The organism is Paenibacillus sp. XY044 (assembly GCF_002257645.1).
Lineage (GTDB): Bacteria > Bacillota > Bacilli > Paenibacillales > Paenibacillaceae > Paenibacillus_AQ.
The window spans coordinates 862,304-876,028 of the sequence record NZ_NQMO01000002.1; the positions used below are offsets into that span (position 1 = coordinate 862,304).

The 13,725-nt window shown below is 55.5% G+C and carries 11 protein-coding genes; 7 read left to right on the top strand and 4 right to left on the bottom strand.

Annotated features, from left to right (window positions below):
- Window positions 1-21: 21 nt before the first annotated feature.
- On the bottom strand, window positions 22-912 hold the full coding sequence (locus tag CJP46_RS12375) for a carbohydrate ABC transporter permease (protein ID WP_094595882.1): 891 nt from the start codon (window positions 910-912) through the stop codon (window positions 22-24).
- 316 nt (window positions 913-1,228) lie between these two features.
- Between CJP46_RS12375 and CJP46_RS12380 the strand changes: the two genes are divergently transcribed.
- The 7 genes from CJP46_RS12380 to CJP46_RS12410 all read left to right on the top strand — a co-directional run bounded on the left by CJP46_RS12380 (window position 1,229) and on the right by CJP46_RS12410 (window position 9,911).
- Window positions 1,229-2,170, top strand: a complete 942-nt coding sequence (locus CJP46_RS12380; protein WP_094596157.1) for an ABC transporter permease — start codon at window positions 1,229-1,231, stop codon at window positions 2,168-2,170.
- Between the two features lie 56 nt (window positions 2,171-2,226).
- Window positions 2,227-3,756: an extracellular solute-binding protein gene (locus CJP46_RS12385; RefSeq protein ID WP_094595883.1), complete on the top strand. Its 1,530-nt coding sequence runs from the start codon at window positions 2,227-2,229 to the stop codon at window positions 3,754-3,756.
- Between the two features lie 135 nt (window positions 3,757-3,891).
- Window positions 3,892-5,037: a glycoside hydrolase family 88/105 protein gene (locus CJP46_RS12390; protein WP_094595884.1), complete on the top strand. Its 1,146-nt coding sequence runs from the start codon at window positions 3,892-3,894 to the stop codon at window positions 5,035-5,037.
- Window positions 5,034-6,404 carry a glycoside hydrolase family 28 protein gene (locus CJP46_RS12395; RefSeq protein ID WP_094595885.1) on the top strand — a complete coding sequence of 457 codons (1,371 nt, stop codon included), beginning with the start codon at window positions 5,034-5,036 and terminating at the stop codon, window positions 6,402-6,404. Before CJP46_RS12390 ends, CJP46_RS12395 begins: the two co-directional genes overlap by 4 nt.
- A gap of 4 nt (window positions 6,405-6,408) precedes the next feature.
- Window positions 6,409-7,299 (top strand): dienelactone hydrolase family protein, encoded by an 891-nt coding sequence (locus CJP46_RS12400; protein WP_094595886.1) that lies wholly within the window; start codon window positions 6,409-6,411, stop codon window positions 7,297-7,299.
- Between the two features lie 36 nt (window positions 7,300-7,335).
- Window positions 7,336-8,319 (top strand): pectinesterase family protein, encoded by a 984-nt coding sequence (locus CJP46_RS12405; protein WP_094595887.1) that lies wholly within the window; start codon window positions 7,336-7,338, stop codon window positions 8,317-8,319.
- The gene (locus CJP46_RS12410) at window positions 8,316-9,911 is read left to right on the top strand and encodes a glycoside hydrolase family 43 protein (RefSeq protein ID WP_094595888.1); all 1,596 of its coding nucleotides are present in this window, start codon (window positions 8,316-8,318) and stop codon (window positions 9,909-9,911) included. The genes CJP46_RS12405 and CJP46_RS12410 overlap by 4 nt, the downstream gene beginning before the upstream one ends.
- Window positions 9,912-9,987: 76 nt before the next feature.
- Here CJP46_RS12410 and CJP46_RS12415 read toward each other — a convergent pair whose 3' ends face one another.
- From CJP46_RS12415 to CJP46_RS12425, 3 genes are read right to left on the bottom strand one after another with little or no spacing between them, the layout of a single operon-like run.
- Entirely contained in the window at window positions 9,988-11,097 is a 1,110-nt protein-coding gene (locus CJP46_RS12415) for a Ger(x)C family spore germination protein (protein WP_094595889.1), read from the bottom strand.
- A complete protein-coding gene (locus CJP46_RS12420) occupies window positions 11,094-12,197 on the bottom strand; it encodes a GerAB/ArcD/ProY family transporter (protein WP_094595890.1) in 1,104 nt (367 codons plus the stop codon). The genes CJP46_RS12415 and CJP46_RS12420 overlap by 4 nt, the downstream gene beginning before the upstream one ends.
- Window positions 12,194-13,648, bottom strand: coding sequence for a spore germination protein (locus CJP46_RS12425; protein ID WP_094595891.1), 1,455 nt, complete (start codon window positions 13,646-13,648; stop codon window positions 12,194-12,196). Before CJP46_RS12425 ends, CJP46_RS12420 begins: the two co-directional genes overlap by 4 nt.
- Between the last annotated feature and the right edge of the window lie 77 nt (window positions 13,649-13,725).

Consider the following 13,725-nt stretch of genomic DNA (forward strand, 5'->3'; position numbering starts at 1 on the left):
AATGCAAGACTTTGCCGTGCGTTACCCTTTGACCGAGCCGAGCAGTGCCCCTTTGACAAAATGCTTCTGCACGAACGGATACGCGGCCAGCATCGGTACGGTCGCGATGACGATCACCGCCATTTTGATGGTCTGCGCGGGAGGAATGACGTCCACCGACGTGCCTTCGGCCTGCATGCCGCTGGAGACGATCACGATCTGGCGGAGCAGCACCTGAATCGGCCACTTGGTCGAATCCGTCATGTACAGGATCGCATTCATATAGGTGTTCCAATAAGCTACCGCATAGAACAGCGAGATAGTGGCGATGGATGGCAGGGCGAGCGGAAGCATGATTTTGAAGAAAACGCCGAAATCGTTGCATCCGTCAATTTTGGACGATTCCTCCAGTGCTTCCGGTAGTGCCTGGAAAAAGTTTCTCATAATAATCAGGTTAAACGCGTTAATGGCAACCGGCAGGATGAGCGACCAGTAGGAGTCGATCAGGCCGAGGCTCTTGACGATCAGGAAAGTCGGGATCATGCCGCCGCTGAACAGCATGGAGAACACGACGATGAAATTGACGACACCCCTGCCGTAAAGATATCTCCTGGACAGGCCATAGGCCATGAGCGCCGTCAGGAACATGCTGACGATCGTGCCCACTGCGGTAATCCCTACCGACACCCCCAACCCTTTAAAAATCGTAGGCGTCGATAAAATGTACTTATAGGCATCGAGGGAGAACGTCGTCGGAAACAAAATGAATTTTTTGGCCACGACTTCCTGAGTGGAAGCGAAGGAGCTCGCAATCACGTTTACAAAAGGCAGCAGGCAAATGAGGGCAATCAGAATGAGCAGGAGGCTGTTTACAACGGTAAACAGGCGGCTGCCGAAAGACTCTTTTCTACGCAAAGATGTGGATGGTGTCATACGCGGGTATCCTCCTTGTAATCGTTTACAGTTAGACTGTACCAAGCGTGCCGGGTTACGTATATAATCAGCTCCTGAGGTGTTGTCCGGTAAGGGGGAGAACGGGGAATCCGCGGCTGTCTGCCGGATAATCATCAGCTTAAATCCGTAATCATCATCTGAGATGCGGAAGGCGAAAATGGCGCCGTTATGCGGTTTGTCAGGCGGTGTCAATGAAATGATTATGTACGGAATACCCGAAACGGCCTAAGCTGGAGTCGTAACAGGAAACGCTTACAAGGAGGTCGACCTGGTGAAGGACACAAACACGGCCGTCATGAACATGAATGTCAAACCGGCCAGGAAGGTACGGACGGAAAGCGCTCTGGACCGTATCAAACGTCACAAGCTGCTGTACCTGATGATTTTGCCCGGCGTGTTGTATTTCATCATCTTTAAGTATCTGCCGATGGGTGGTCTCGTCATTGCCTTTCAGGATTACCAGCCGTTTAAGGGGATCACGGGCAGCCCTTGGGTCGGAATGAAGCACTTTGTCCGCTTGTTCACAGAACCGACGTTCCTCATGCTGCTGCGCAACACGCTGGTTCTGTTTGCACTCAACATTGTGATCTTCTTTCCGCTTCCCATTATATTGGCGCTGATGCTGAATGAAGTCAGGCACCGGATGTTCAAAAACTGGGTGCAGACGATCATCTACATTCCGCACTTCATGTCTTGGGTCATCATCGTCTCCATTACCTACGTATTCCTCACCGTGGACGGAGGCGTGCTGAACGAGCTGATCGCCAGGCTGGGCGGGCACAAAATCAGCTTCCTCACCGCTCCCGAATGGCTGCGCACCGTGTACATCGGGCAGATCATCTGGAAGGAGCTCGGCTGGTCCACCATTATTTATCTGTCTGCGATCACAGTGGTGGACACCCAGCTGTACGAAGCAGCCGAAATGGACGGAGCCGGACGGTTTCGCAAAACGTGGCACGTGACGCTGCCGGCAATTCGCCCGGTCATCATCACCCTGCTCATTCTCAAGATCGGCAGCACGCTTGATCTGGGATTCGAGCATATGTACCTGCTGCTCAATTCTCTGAACCGCGAGGTGGCCGAAATTTTCGACACCTACATTTATACGGCGGGACTGAAGAACGGGCAGCTGAGCTTCAGTACAACGGTAGGTTTGTTCAAAGGCTTGGTGGGGCTTGTCCTGGTCATGGCCTCCAACAGGCTGGCGAAGAAGTTCGGCGAGGACGGCGTGTACTAATCAGGCACGGCAGTGTGGGATCAATCCAAAGGATAATAGAAAAGGGGAAATGGTACATGAAACCAATGGTAAGCAAGATGGCTGCTTTTACGCTGGTCTGCGGGCTGCTGCTCTCGGCCTGCGGCGGGGGAGGCGGCAAGGGGGAAACGGCCCAGGGCTCGGGAGGCGGCGCTGCGGCAAGTGATGAAAAAACATCGATTACGTGGCTGAACATTTTGCACACGGCGTCGCCGCCGACCGATACGGTACTGGACAAGATTGAGGAGAAGACCGGGGCGGATATCAAGTTCTCTTGGATTCCGGATGCTTCCAAGGAAGAACGCATCAATACGTCGCTGGCGTCCGATTCCCTGGCGGACATCGTCACGCTCACCATTCTCGACAATTCATCCGTGCGCAACGCCCTCAAATCCGGCATGTTCTGGGAGGTCGAACCGTACCTGGACGAGTTCCCGAACCTGGCGAAAATTTCGCAGGATACACGGAGATCGGCATCGATCGACGGCAAGCTGTACGGCGTCCCTTTCCAGAAGGATCTCGCCCGCAACGGTGTCGTCATCCGCAAGGACTGGCTGGATAAGCTTGGGCTGGAAGTTCCGAAAACGACCGATGAGCTGATGAACGTCGCCAAGGCGTTCACCGAGCAGGATCCGGACGGCAACGGACAGAAGGATACGACGGGCTTCATGGACCGGAGCGATCTGATCTACGGCGCCTTCAAGACGCTCAGCTCCTACTTCGGCACGCCGAATAACTGGCAGGTGACGGATGACGGGAAAATGATCCCCGAATTCGAAAGCGATGGGTACGTCAAAACGATGGATTACATGAAGACATTGTACGAAAAGGGATACATCAACCAAGACTTCGCGGTAACAGCCAAGACCGACCAGCAGCAAAAATTCGCCCAAGGTAAAGCGGGAATTTACGTCGGCGCCCTGTTTGACGGGAAGAATCTTTTGAATATGGCCAAAGGCATTCAGGATAACATGCAGCTCGCTTTGGACAACAACATCACCTCTACAGGCAATGACAGCGACCGCGCTATTTGGGCGGCGAATAACGGAATTGGAGGACTGCTTGCCTTCCCGAAATCCGAAGTGAAGGATGAGGCGGAGCTGAAGCGGGTCCTGAAATTCGTCAACGATCTGATGGATGACGACACTTACGCCCTCATGACTTACGGGATCGAAGGCGTCCATTATACGGTGGATGCAAATGACGCGGTTACGATTACCAACACTGACTTGTGGCAGCAGGAAGTGCAGCCGTTTGCCTCTTCCCGTCCGAGCGAAACGGGCTACAAAATCCACGACGCAGATCCGCTGAAGGCTGAGGCCGACAAGCTGATCAAGGAAAATGCCAATTACGGGGTGCTGAACCCGGCATACTCCCTGGAATCCGAAACGTTCACGACGCAGGGCTCCGAGCTGCAAAAGATCATCACCGATGCGACCTACAAATACATTCTCGGGAAAATCAATCTGGACGAATTCAAAGCTGCGGTTGAAAACTGGAAGAAATCCGGCGGCAGCAAAATTATCGAGGAATACGAGACCGCCTACAAGGCTACTCAGCAAAAATAACGGCTGAGCCCGACGGAGACGGTACCAGGTCCTATCCCGCCTGCATGGGGGTTAGGACTGTGTTTTTTTCATCACGGCAGGGTACCAAAAACAATCCCCCGGCGAAACCGGGAATTTTATCCGAGGAGGATCAGCATGCAGACATTCAACGCGGCGCAGCGCATGGCCGAGTCCATGATGGCGCGGACGCCGAAGCTGTACGAGAGTAAGGGATATCAGGGCAAGTGGTCGTATGATTACGGCGTGGTGCTCAAGGGCTTCGAGCTGCTCTGGAAGCAGACCGAAGACCGCCGGTATTGGGAGTATATCCGGAACAACATGGACCATTTTATTCAGGAAGACGGGAGCATCCGCGGATACCGCCCCGAGGAATACAACATCGACCATATCAACAACGGCAAGCTGCTGTTCACCCTGTACCGGGAAACGGGGGAGGAAAAATACAAGACCGCCGCCGGGCTGCTGAGATCTCAGCTGGCTTCCCATCCCCGGACGTCGGAAGGGGCATTCTGGCATAAGGAAATTTATCCATATCAAATTTGGCTGGACGGTCTGTACATGGGCTCGCCTTTCTATTTGGAATATTTGCTGACGTTTGAAGACGGGGCGGGACTGGACGACGTGACGAAGCAGTTCAAGCTGTGCGAGCTCCATACGAAGGACGAGGCCACCGGGCTTTTATATCACGCCTGGGACGAGAAGAAAGTTCAGCCGTGGTGCGACCCGGCTACCGGTTTATCTCCGAATTTCTGGGGCCGTTCCCTTGGCTGGTTCGTCATGGCGCTGGCGGACTGCCTGGAGCTGCTGCCGGGCAGCCATCCGGATTATCCGGAGCTCAAGCGCATCCTGCGCGATACGCTGCTTGCGCTGAGATCCTATCAGGATCCAAGCAGCGGCGTCTGGTACCAGGTGGTAAATGAGGGCGGGCGCAAGGGTAATTATTTAGAAGCCTCGGCTTCCAGCATGATCACTTATGCCATCGCGAAAGGGCTGCGCCTCGGCGTGCTTGCGCCGCAAGAATGGCAGGACAGCTTAGACAGGGCGTACCGGGGACTGCTGGAGGAGTTTGTGTTGGAGACGAAGGAAGGCTGGCTGAACCTGAACAAAAACTGCCAGGTGGCCGGACTGGGCGGAGCCGACCTGCGCGACGGCACGTATGCTTATTACATCAGCGAGCCGATCATCACCAACGACCAGAAGGGACTGGGGGCGTTTCTGCAGGCTTGCGGTGAATACGAGGCCAGGATTCCGGCCGCTGCGGCGAAAGGGGAACAGCCATGAGCGTATACTGCATCACCGAGTTCGGGGCAGTGCCCGGCGGCGCCGAACCGGCGACCCGGGCGATCGCCGCGGCGATCGAGGCGGCTGACGCCGCGGGCGGCGGGACGGTGTTTGTTCCCGCCGGCATGTTCCTGACCGGGGCGATTATTCTGCGCAGCAACATCGAGCTGCGGCTGGACCCGGGAGCGGTCTTGTCCTTCAGCACCGATCCGGCGGATTATCCGGTCGTGACCTCCCGCTGGGAAGGTGTGCTCCGGGAGGTGCACGCCTCTTGCGTATTCGGACACGGGCTGAAGAACGTGTCCATTACCGGCAGCGGCACGCTGGATGGCAACGGCCAGCCCTGGTGGGACAAGATGCGGGGCCGTCCGGAGGAGCTGACCCATCCCCGGCCTAAGCTGATCAGCCTCGACCGCTGCACCCGGGTGACGATTCGTGACGTCACGCTGATCAACTCCCCGAGCTGGACGGTCAATCCGATTCTCTGCGACAACGTGACGATCGACAACGTCTCGATTTACAATCCTGCGGATTCGCCGAATACCGACGGCATCGACCCGGAATCGTGCAGGAACGTGCGGATCAGCGGCTGCCACATCGACGTCGGCGATGACTGCATCGCCATCAAGGCAGGCACGGAGGATACGGATGAGCGGGTCTCGTGCGAGAACATCACGATCACGAACTGCACGATGATTCATGGCCATGGCGGCGTCGTGCTCGGCAGCGAAATGAGCGGGGATATCCGGAACGTCGTGATCAGCAATTGCATTTTTAAGCACACCGACCGCGGCATCCGGCTGAAATCTCGGCGGGGTCGCGGAGGAACGGTGGAGGATATCCGCGTCAGCGGCATCGTCATGGAGGAAGTCATCTGCCCGTTCATCCTGAACCTGTATTATTTTTGCGGACCGCGGGGCAAGGACAAATACGTCTGGGATAAGCGGCCTTACCCGGTCACCCGGGAAACGCCGACATTCCGGCGGATCCACTTTTCGAATGTTACCGCAAGGAACGTACATGCGGCGGCAGGGTTTATCTATGGTCTTGCGGAAAGGTATATTTCGGAATTAACGTTTGCCGATATCGACATTTCCATGGCGGAAAACCCGGTTCCGGGGCGCCCGGCCATGATGTCCGGCATCCGGGATATGAAGGCGCGCGGCTTTTATTTAGGCAATGTGAGGGACATTCGGTTTGATCGGGTCACGGTTGGCGGCCATGAAGGGCCTGCATTCTACGTCGAGAACGGGGAAGATGTGGAATGGCAGCAGTGCCGGTCGAAGGATACGAAGGTGCCGGAACAGCTTGTAAAACAGGTAAGCGTGGTTCCGCAGGAGGAGGATCTCAGCGAAGAGGAGGTTTAAAAAAATGATGAGGGAACGGCTGGAAAAGCTGCTGGGCGATCTGCCGGAGGACCGGCCTATACAGGCGGAGCTGTTGATGCAGGAAGAGACAGACGGGTACCGGCTGGAGACGCTGCTGCTGGATTTAAACGGACTAGAGCGGGTGCCCGCTTATGTCGCATTGCCTGCAAAAGGGGAGGGGCCCTACCCACTCGTCGTATTCAATCACTCGCATGGCGGCAATTACGCGAACGGCCGCAGGGAGCTGATCGGCGGCAGCTCGTATTTGCAGCAGCCTTCTTTTGCCAGAACGCTGACCGGCATGGGCTATGCCGTCTGCTGCATCGACATGTGGGGCTTCCATGAGCGGTCGGGCAAGACGGAGAGTGAAATCGTCAAGGAAATGCTGTGGCAGGGACGCGTTATGTGGGGCATGATGCTGTACGACAACCGCCGGATGCTGGATTATATGTGCTCCAGGGAAGATATCGACGCCTCGAGGGTCGCGACCCTCGGCATGTCCATGGGAGGGATGATGGCCTGGTGGCTGGCGGCGCTGGACGAGCGGGTCAAGGTGACCGTGGACATTTGCGGACAGGTTGACGCGCATACCTTAATGACGAAGCGCGGACTGGATCACCACGGCTTCTATTATTACGTTCCGGGCTTGCTGAAGCACTTCACGACGCTGGAAATCCAAGCCATGATCGCACCGCGCCCAAGAATGAGCCTGACCGGTCGCAGCGATCGGCTGACCCCGGAAGAAGGCGTCGTACTGCTGGCCGAGGGCCTGCGGGAGGTGTACCGGGCTGCAGGACAGGAAGAGCATTGGCAGACGGTCATGACCGGCGGCGGCCATATGGAGACGGCCGAGATGCGGGCCCGCTGGCAGCGCTTTTTGGCGGAACACCTGTAAGGAATGACCGCAGCCCGAAACGAAAGGGGGAAGGTCATGATTGTAGGAAAGCTGGATTACTGCGATTACTCGACGATTCAGGCGGCCGTGGACGCCCTGGAGAGGCAGCATCCGCAGCGGCCGGAAACCCTGTACATCCTGTCGGGTGTCTATGAAGAAGCGGTACGGATTTACCGGTCCGACCTGGCCGTGATCGGCATCGGATATGTGGAAATCACGAAGGGCCGGTATGCCAAGGAACTGGATTCAGACGGGAATGAGATTGGCACGTTTGCGACGCCGACGCTGTTCCTGGGCGGCCGGCGGCTGCTGATCGAGAATTTGGTCGTGACCAATTCGGCCGGACAGGGCGAAGACATCGGACAGGCCGTCGCGGTCTCCGCGCACTGCGACGAAACGGTGTTCCGCTATTGCACCTTTAAGGGGCATCAGGACACGCTGTTTACCGGTTCGCTTCCGTCCGCGCCGAAAGATGGCGGTGTGTTTGGGGGGATCCCGCTCCGGGAGCATCACCGCGAGTACCGCCAGGTCTACGAATACTGCCGCATCGAAGGCACGGTGGATTTTATATTCGGCGGGGCGGCCGCCTTCTTTAACCGCTGCGAAATCCGCAGCCTTCGCCATGCGGGCGGACATGCCGGTTACATTACCGCGGCTTCCACCCCTGAGGGGCAGGAATACGGGTACGTCTTTAATCTATGTTATTTGACGGCGGAGCCTGGCGTGTCGGGGGTATACCTGGGGAGGCCGTGGCGCGAATACGCGCGCACCGACTTTGTGGACTGCCGGATGGGTGAACATATCGACCCGGTGGGCTGGGACGACTGGAACGATCCGAACCGGCGGCTGACGGTCAGGTACCGGGAATTCGGCACCCGAACCGCCCCGTCCGTCCCAACGCCTGCAGGACAACGGGCGGAATGGGCGGTGTATCAGAAAACGCTGGACGGGGCTCCGCGGAAGGATCAGATATTGGCCGGAACGGACTTTTGGAAACGAAAAGGAGAGGGAAGCGCATGACCATATCCACCCAAACGGGAACCATCCAAAACCCGGTGCTGCCGGGCTTTAATCCGGATCCCTGCATCGTGCAGGCCAAGGACACTTACTATATCGCGGTGTCTTCCTTCGAGTGGCTGCCTGGCATAAGGGTATATGCCTCCAAGGACTTGGCCGTATGGGAGCACTGCACCGACGTGCTGACCGATCAGGTCGACCTGCGGGGAAATCCGAAAAACTGCAGCATCTGGGCTCCGCAGCTCAGTTACCATGACGGATTGTTTTACCTCATTTATACCGATGTAAAGAGCACCAAGCGCCCGTTCAAGGACGTTCACAATTATTTGATAACGGCGCCTTCGATTCACGGGCCATGGTCTGAGCCGGTCTATCTGAACAGCAGCGGATTCGACCCGAGTCTGTATCATGACGAAGACGGACGGAAATGGCTCCTGAACGAAATTTGGGATTATCGCATTCCGGAGGGGAATAAATCGAGCGGCATCGTCATTCAGCAGTATGATCCGCAGCAGCAAAGGCTCGTAGGCGACCCGTTCAAGCTGTTTGACGGCACGGATCTAAAGAAGACGGAAGCGCCGCATATTTATAAACAGCAAGGCTATTACTATCTGATTACGGCCGAAGGCGGCACCGGGAGCGGCCACGCCGTTACGGTAGCCCGTTCCCGCAGCCTGATGGGCCCTTATGAAGTGGACCCCCGTAATCCGATGCTGACCTCCAGGGACAACCCTGAACTGCCGCTGCAGTGTGCCGGTCACGGCAGCCTGATCCAGACGCCGCAAGGGGAATGGTACATGGCCCATTTGTGCACCCGTCCGATTGAAGGACAGTACGCGCTCCTTGGCCGGGAAACGGCATTGCAGCAGGTGTACTGGGACGAGGAAGGATGGCTTCGCCTGACCGCCGGGGGGAACTCTCCGCAGATGGAGGTCCCGCGTCCGAAAGGGATTACGCCTGCAGAGGCTCAATCGGCCCCTGAAAAGAGCTTGTTTGAGGATTCCTTTGACGGACCGGAGCTGGCGAGAGCCTGGAATACGCTGCGCATACCGGCGGCTGAATCCTGGTGCTCGTTGGCAGAGCGGGCGGGGCATCTCCGTCTCCATGCCGGAGAATCGCCGCAAAGCTTGTTTCACCATCATATTCTGGCCGTCCGGCAGAGAGATGTCCGTTTCAGGGCCGAGACTTCGCTGGAGTTTGAACCCGCAAGCTATTTGCAGATGGCCGGTCTGATGCTTTATTTAAACGATGAAAATTATTTATACGCTTATGTGACGCAGGATGAAGAACAAGGCAAGGTGATCCGGCTCATGCGCTGCGCGGACGATGTGTTCACCGTTGCTCCGGACATGGCTGCGGCCGGTGACGGGGAAGCCGTTCAATTGGCTGTGGAAGTCCATGGAATCCGCGGACGGTTTTACTTCCGGTTCGGCCCGGGGCAGGACTGGGTCCCATTGTTTGAAGAACAGGACATCCGCTTCCTCTGCGGCGGCTTTACCGGCAACTTTGTCGGCATTGCCGTCCATGATATGCAGACTTTTGGAGGAAGCTATGCAGACTTTTCCCATTTTCGCTATACCGGGATGGATGCATAGAAGAGAACCGGGTACGATCGGCAATGATGAAAAAAGGGGGCTGCTTCTCTAGGGAAGCAACCCCCTTTTTAGTTCCCTATTCATCTTTGGACGGATTAATGAACGGCCTGCGTCTCAACTGAAGACCCGTGTTTTTCAGCTCGGAGTCCAGCTTGAATTCCAGGGTCGCTCCCGAGTAAAGCTTCGGCCACCGGTTGTATTGGTCAGGCGGAATCTTCCCTCTGTAGCGGTTGCCAAGACCGAAAATATCGGATTCCTTCTCCTGGGTCAACCGGAACACCTTGTTTGCCCGCTGCTCGATGAGCCGGTTAATGGAGGCTTCCAGATGTTTCGCCTTAATATCGATCCCGCGGGCGGAATCCATCAGGGTCATCGTGAGCTTGGCATGAATGCGGATGACGGGCTTGCCGTTCTTCATGTCGGTGTCTATGTTGGCGCTGGAATCCAAAATTTTAAGATTCATTTTCTCCGCGGTCTCGATTTCGAAAGGCGACATCTTGCCGGAAATGATTTCGTAGATCAGGGTTTCCTCCGGCGAAATCATGCCGAGCATGGTGTCATGCTTGAAATAGGCGTTGCCCGCAACCCGGAATAAGGTATCGGAATCCGCAGCCAATACAGGCACGAGGCATTCTTCGAGCGGGTTGTAGTATCCTTTGAAAATTTCCCATAACGATACGACATTTTTCTGTGAGGTTCCGCCGGCGTAGCGTTCAAAGAACAGTTTGGTATAGGTGCCCGAGAGTTCGCCTGTCGGGTTGGAACGTTCAAATATCGACTTCATGCCGCCTGTTGTAACCGCGATTAACGTATCCAGAGGAACGGTGCGGTCCCTGATGGTGAACTCCAAATAAGGCATGAATCCTTTTTTCGCTAACGCTTGATCCAGAAAGATCGACTGGTTCTGCGACATATCCAGACTTTTGGGCAGCCTTAACCGAAGCTGGTCTATGGCTTCGATCACGGTGCCGCCCTCCTGCCTGATGACGAAAAAATCTTTATGGGCTCCGTCCTGCGACTGGGGGAGGGGGAACCTCATCCAGACCTGTACCCGGTCGCTGCCGGCCGGCTCAATACCGATAGCGGTCACGAGGAGCCGGTTGTCGATATCTTTGACATCCCAGCAGCCGGGGAGGAAGAGAAGCATACATAAAATGGCCAGATATCGGGCTGCGCGTCTACTCATCGGCGTGCCCTAATCTTGTTTGAAATCAAGGACATGGCCAGTACGGCAAGTGGAAAGCAATACATTAAGTAAAGCCGAAGAACCGTGTCCCACTCCACAGCTCTTTCGATCCATTCCCATGAAGGAATGAGCCGGATGGCGGTGTATGCCGTGATTCCTGACAGCAAATACAGCCATTTCTCGTTCCATTGTGGAAATACCGCCCGGATTGCCGTAACGATGCAGTTCATGATCAGAGCAAGCATTAAAAACAGATAAAGGATGGAGCTTACGATAAATACGGCGGTTAAATTTTCGATCAACAGCCAGTAATAGCTTACCGAGTCCATTTTGCTGATATAAGGGAGCGTCAAAATTCTTGTCATTTCCGGGCTGAACGTCAGCGCCGGCTGATAGACGGAAGCGGCCAGCAATGGCAAAAAGCAGAGCGCTGCCACGGTATACGGTCTCCACAGCTTCTTCGGATTTTTGGCGTATCTGCCGCTAGCCGCGTAGTAAAGATAGCCTGCCCAGACGAAGGAAGTCGTGTAGAACTTTGAGCTGGTCAGAAAGTCGCCGTTGGTATGGAGCCACGGTTTACCCAGATTAAAATTGAGATCCCCGAAGCCGAGCAATACAAGCCCAACGGACAAGGGAAAGCTTACGAGCAGAAAAATGACGGAAGCGCGGATGATCGAACCGATCCCTCCGAATGCCAGAAAGACGCCAATAAAGATCATCCCGTCCAAAAACCATTGCGGCGTGCTATGAAGGATCGTCATGGAGATGATCTCGCTGTGAGCCCGGACGACGATCACCATGGCACTCCACATAAACCAGAGCAGCGGAAGGATAAAGAGAATGACCCCCGGCCATCCCAGAACGCGCTTCGTAATCGTATATGCGTCTTCTCCCTGATGCAGAGCCAGCACTCGGCTGAACAGCCAGGCGCCCAGCACTCCGAGCAGCATCCAGGTCAGGATCGGAATCCAGTAGCTCTGGGTGGTCGATTGGAGTACAAGCCAAGGATACACATGGGAGGAGATCGCTCCGAATACCATCATCTGAACGACACAGTATTGGGGCATGGAAATGTTCAGTTCCTCGTTTGAATGCTTCATCTTCTCGTCCCTCTTCCGAAGGTAATCCAGTAAGTGAGCGAAAAGTGGCGGGATCCGCCGATCAGGCCGAGGCTCATGGACCGGATTCGGGCACCAGGCCCGATAGGGGTCAGATAGGAAACGCCGAACGAATTGATGCGTGAAAGATAGATGACGAGAATGCCAAGGCAGACGAAAATGCCGAGAACACCGATGATACTTGCCCCGGCCAGTATGAAGTATTTTAGTATTCGCTGAACCAGTCCCATTTGATAATCCACGACGATAAAATTGGTCAGCGCCGTCGTCGCGACAATGATCACCAGAAGATTGCTCACGATATTCGCTTGAATGATCGCCTGTCCCAGCACCACCCCGCCAACCATCGTGACGGTGGAGCTGATCGACCTGGGCAGGCGAATGCCGGCCTCCACGATGCAATCGAGAAGGAACAGCATGATCAGGGACTCGATCCATACGGGATAGGGCACGCCTTCCCGACTGCCTGCGGCAGCCAGGCTGATTTCCAGGCGGTTGAGGTCAATGTTCACCGAAGTGATGGCCACATAGAAGGCGGGCAGAAATAAATTGATCATTAAGGCGATGAACCGCAGCCACCTTAAAAATAATGCGATCAAGGGCGTCATGTATTGATCTTCGGGGGATTCCCAGAAATCAAAGAAAGACCCCGGGGCTATGATCGAAAACGGCGTTCCGTCCATCACGACGATAATTTTTCCGTTTAATAGGGAGGCCGTTACCCGGTCGGGGCGTTCCGTTGTGACGGCGGCAGGGAAAAGTCGGGAGGATCCGGGGTTCATTAACCGCAGCAATTCTCCGGAGTCCTGGATTCCTTCCTCTTGGATGGCGTTGATTTGGCCGCATGTGTATTGGACGAGGCCCGGATCGGTTATCCCGTCCAGATAAAGCACGCCCACCTTCGTGTTGGTCACTTCACCGACGCTGGTCTCCCAAATTTTCAAACGGGAGGTCTGCATCCGTTGGCGAATGAGGGCGATATTGGTTTGATAGTTCTCGATAAAACCGTACATCGGACCTTGAATCACGTTCTCCGTTTGCGGTTGCTGGAGTCCCCGCTTCTGCGGGTTTCCCGTTTCCAGGATCAGGCCGTTGGCGGATTCCGCACCGCACAGCACCGTCTTGCCGCCGCATATCGCTTTTTCGCAAGCGGAAAAATCACCAGCCGAATAGCTGGTGCCGTAGTAGCTCTGAAGCGTGGTCAGAAGTCCGTCCTGCGGCTGCCGGCCAATATTGAACTTTAAATGATCGGAGCCGGCAAGCGTCGTGAAGTACAGCAAATACAGCTTGCCGGAGTCCGATCCGCTGATGCAGAGGGCCTGAAAGTCGGCCGCATGCTGAAAAGCCTCTTGAAGCCGGGGGAGAAGGAATTCAGATTCAGAGGATGTATGGTTGAGCTGCTGAAGCATCGATGTGTCTTTGCCTGGTTCCACGGGTTAATCATCCTTTGCATGCCACTTTGCCTTCAAGTCCCCCTAATTATTCCAATTTGTGCTTCGAATTATGCAGG

What these genes read in the sequence shown, in the direction of transcription:
- CJP46_RS12375 (WP_094595882.1), bottom strand. Translation starts at nt 912, where the DNA reads ATGACACCATCCACATCTTTGCGTAGAAAAGAGTCTTTCGGCAGCCGC.
- CJP46_RS12380 (WP_094596157.1), top strand. Translation starts at nt 1,229, where the DNA reads ATGAACATGAATGTCAAACCGGCCAGGAAGGTACGGACGGAAAGCGCT.
- CJP46_RS12385 (WP_094595883.1), top strand. Translation starts at nt 2,227, where the DNA reads ATGAAACCAATGGTAAGCAAGATGGCTGCTTTTACGCTGGTCTGCGGG.
- CJP46_RS12390 (WP_094595884.1), top strand. Translation starts at nt 3,892, where the DNA reads ATGCAGACATTCAACGCGGCGCAGCGCATGGCCGAGTCCATGATGGCG.
- CJP46_RS12395 (WP_094595885.1), top strand. Translation starts at nt 5,034, where the DNA reads ATGAGCGTATACTGCATCACCGAGTTCGGGGCAGTGCCCGGCGGCGCC.
- CJP46_RS12400 (WP_094595886.1), top strand. Translation starts at nt 6,409, where the DNA reads ATGATGAGGGAACGGCTGGAAAAGCTGCTGGGCGATCTGCCGGAGGAC.
- CJP46_RS12405 (WP_094595887.1), top strand. Translation starts at nt 7,336, where the DNA reads ATGATTGTAGGAAAGCTGGATTACTGCGATTACTCGACGATTCAGGCG.
- CJP46_RS12410 (WP_094595888.1), top strand. Translation starts at nt 8,316, where the DNA reads ATGACCATATCCACCCAAACGGGAACCATCCAAAACCCGGTGCTGCCG.
- CJP46_RS12415 (WP_094595889.1), bottom strand. Translation starts at nt 11,097, where the DNA reads ATGAGTAGACGCGCAGCCCGATATCTGGCCATTTTATGTATGCTTCTC.
- CJP46_RS12420 (WP_094595890.1), bottom strand. Translation starts at nt 12,197, where the DNA reads ATGAAGCATTCAAACGAGGAACTGAACATTTCCATGCCCCAATACTGT.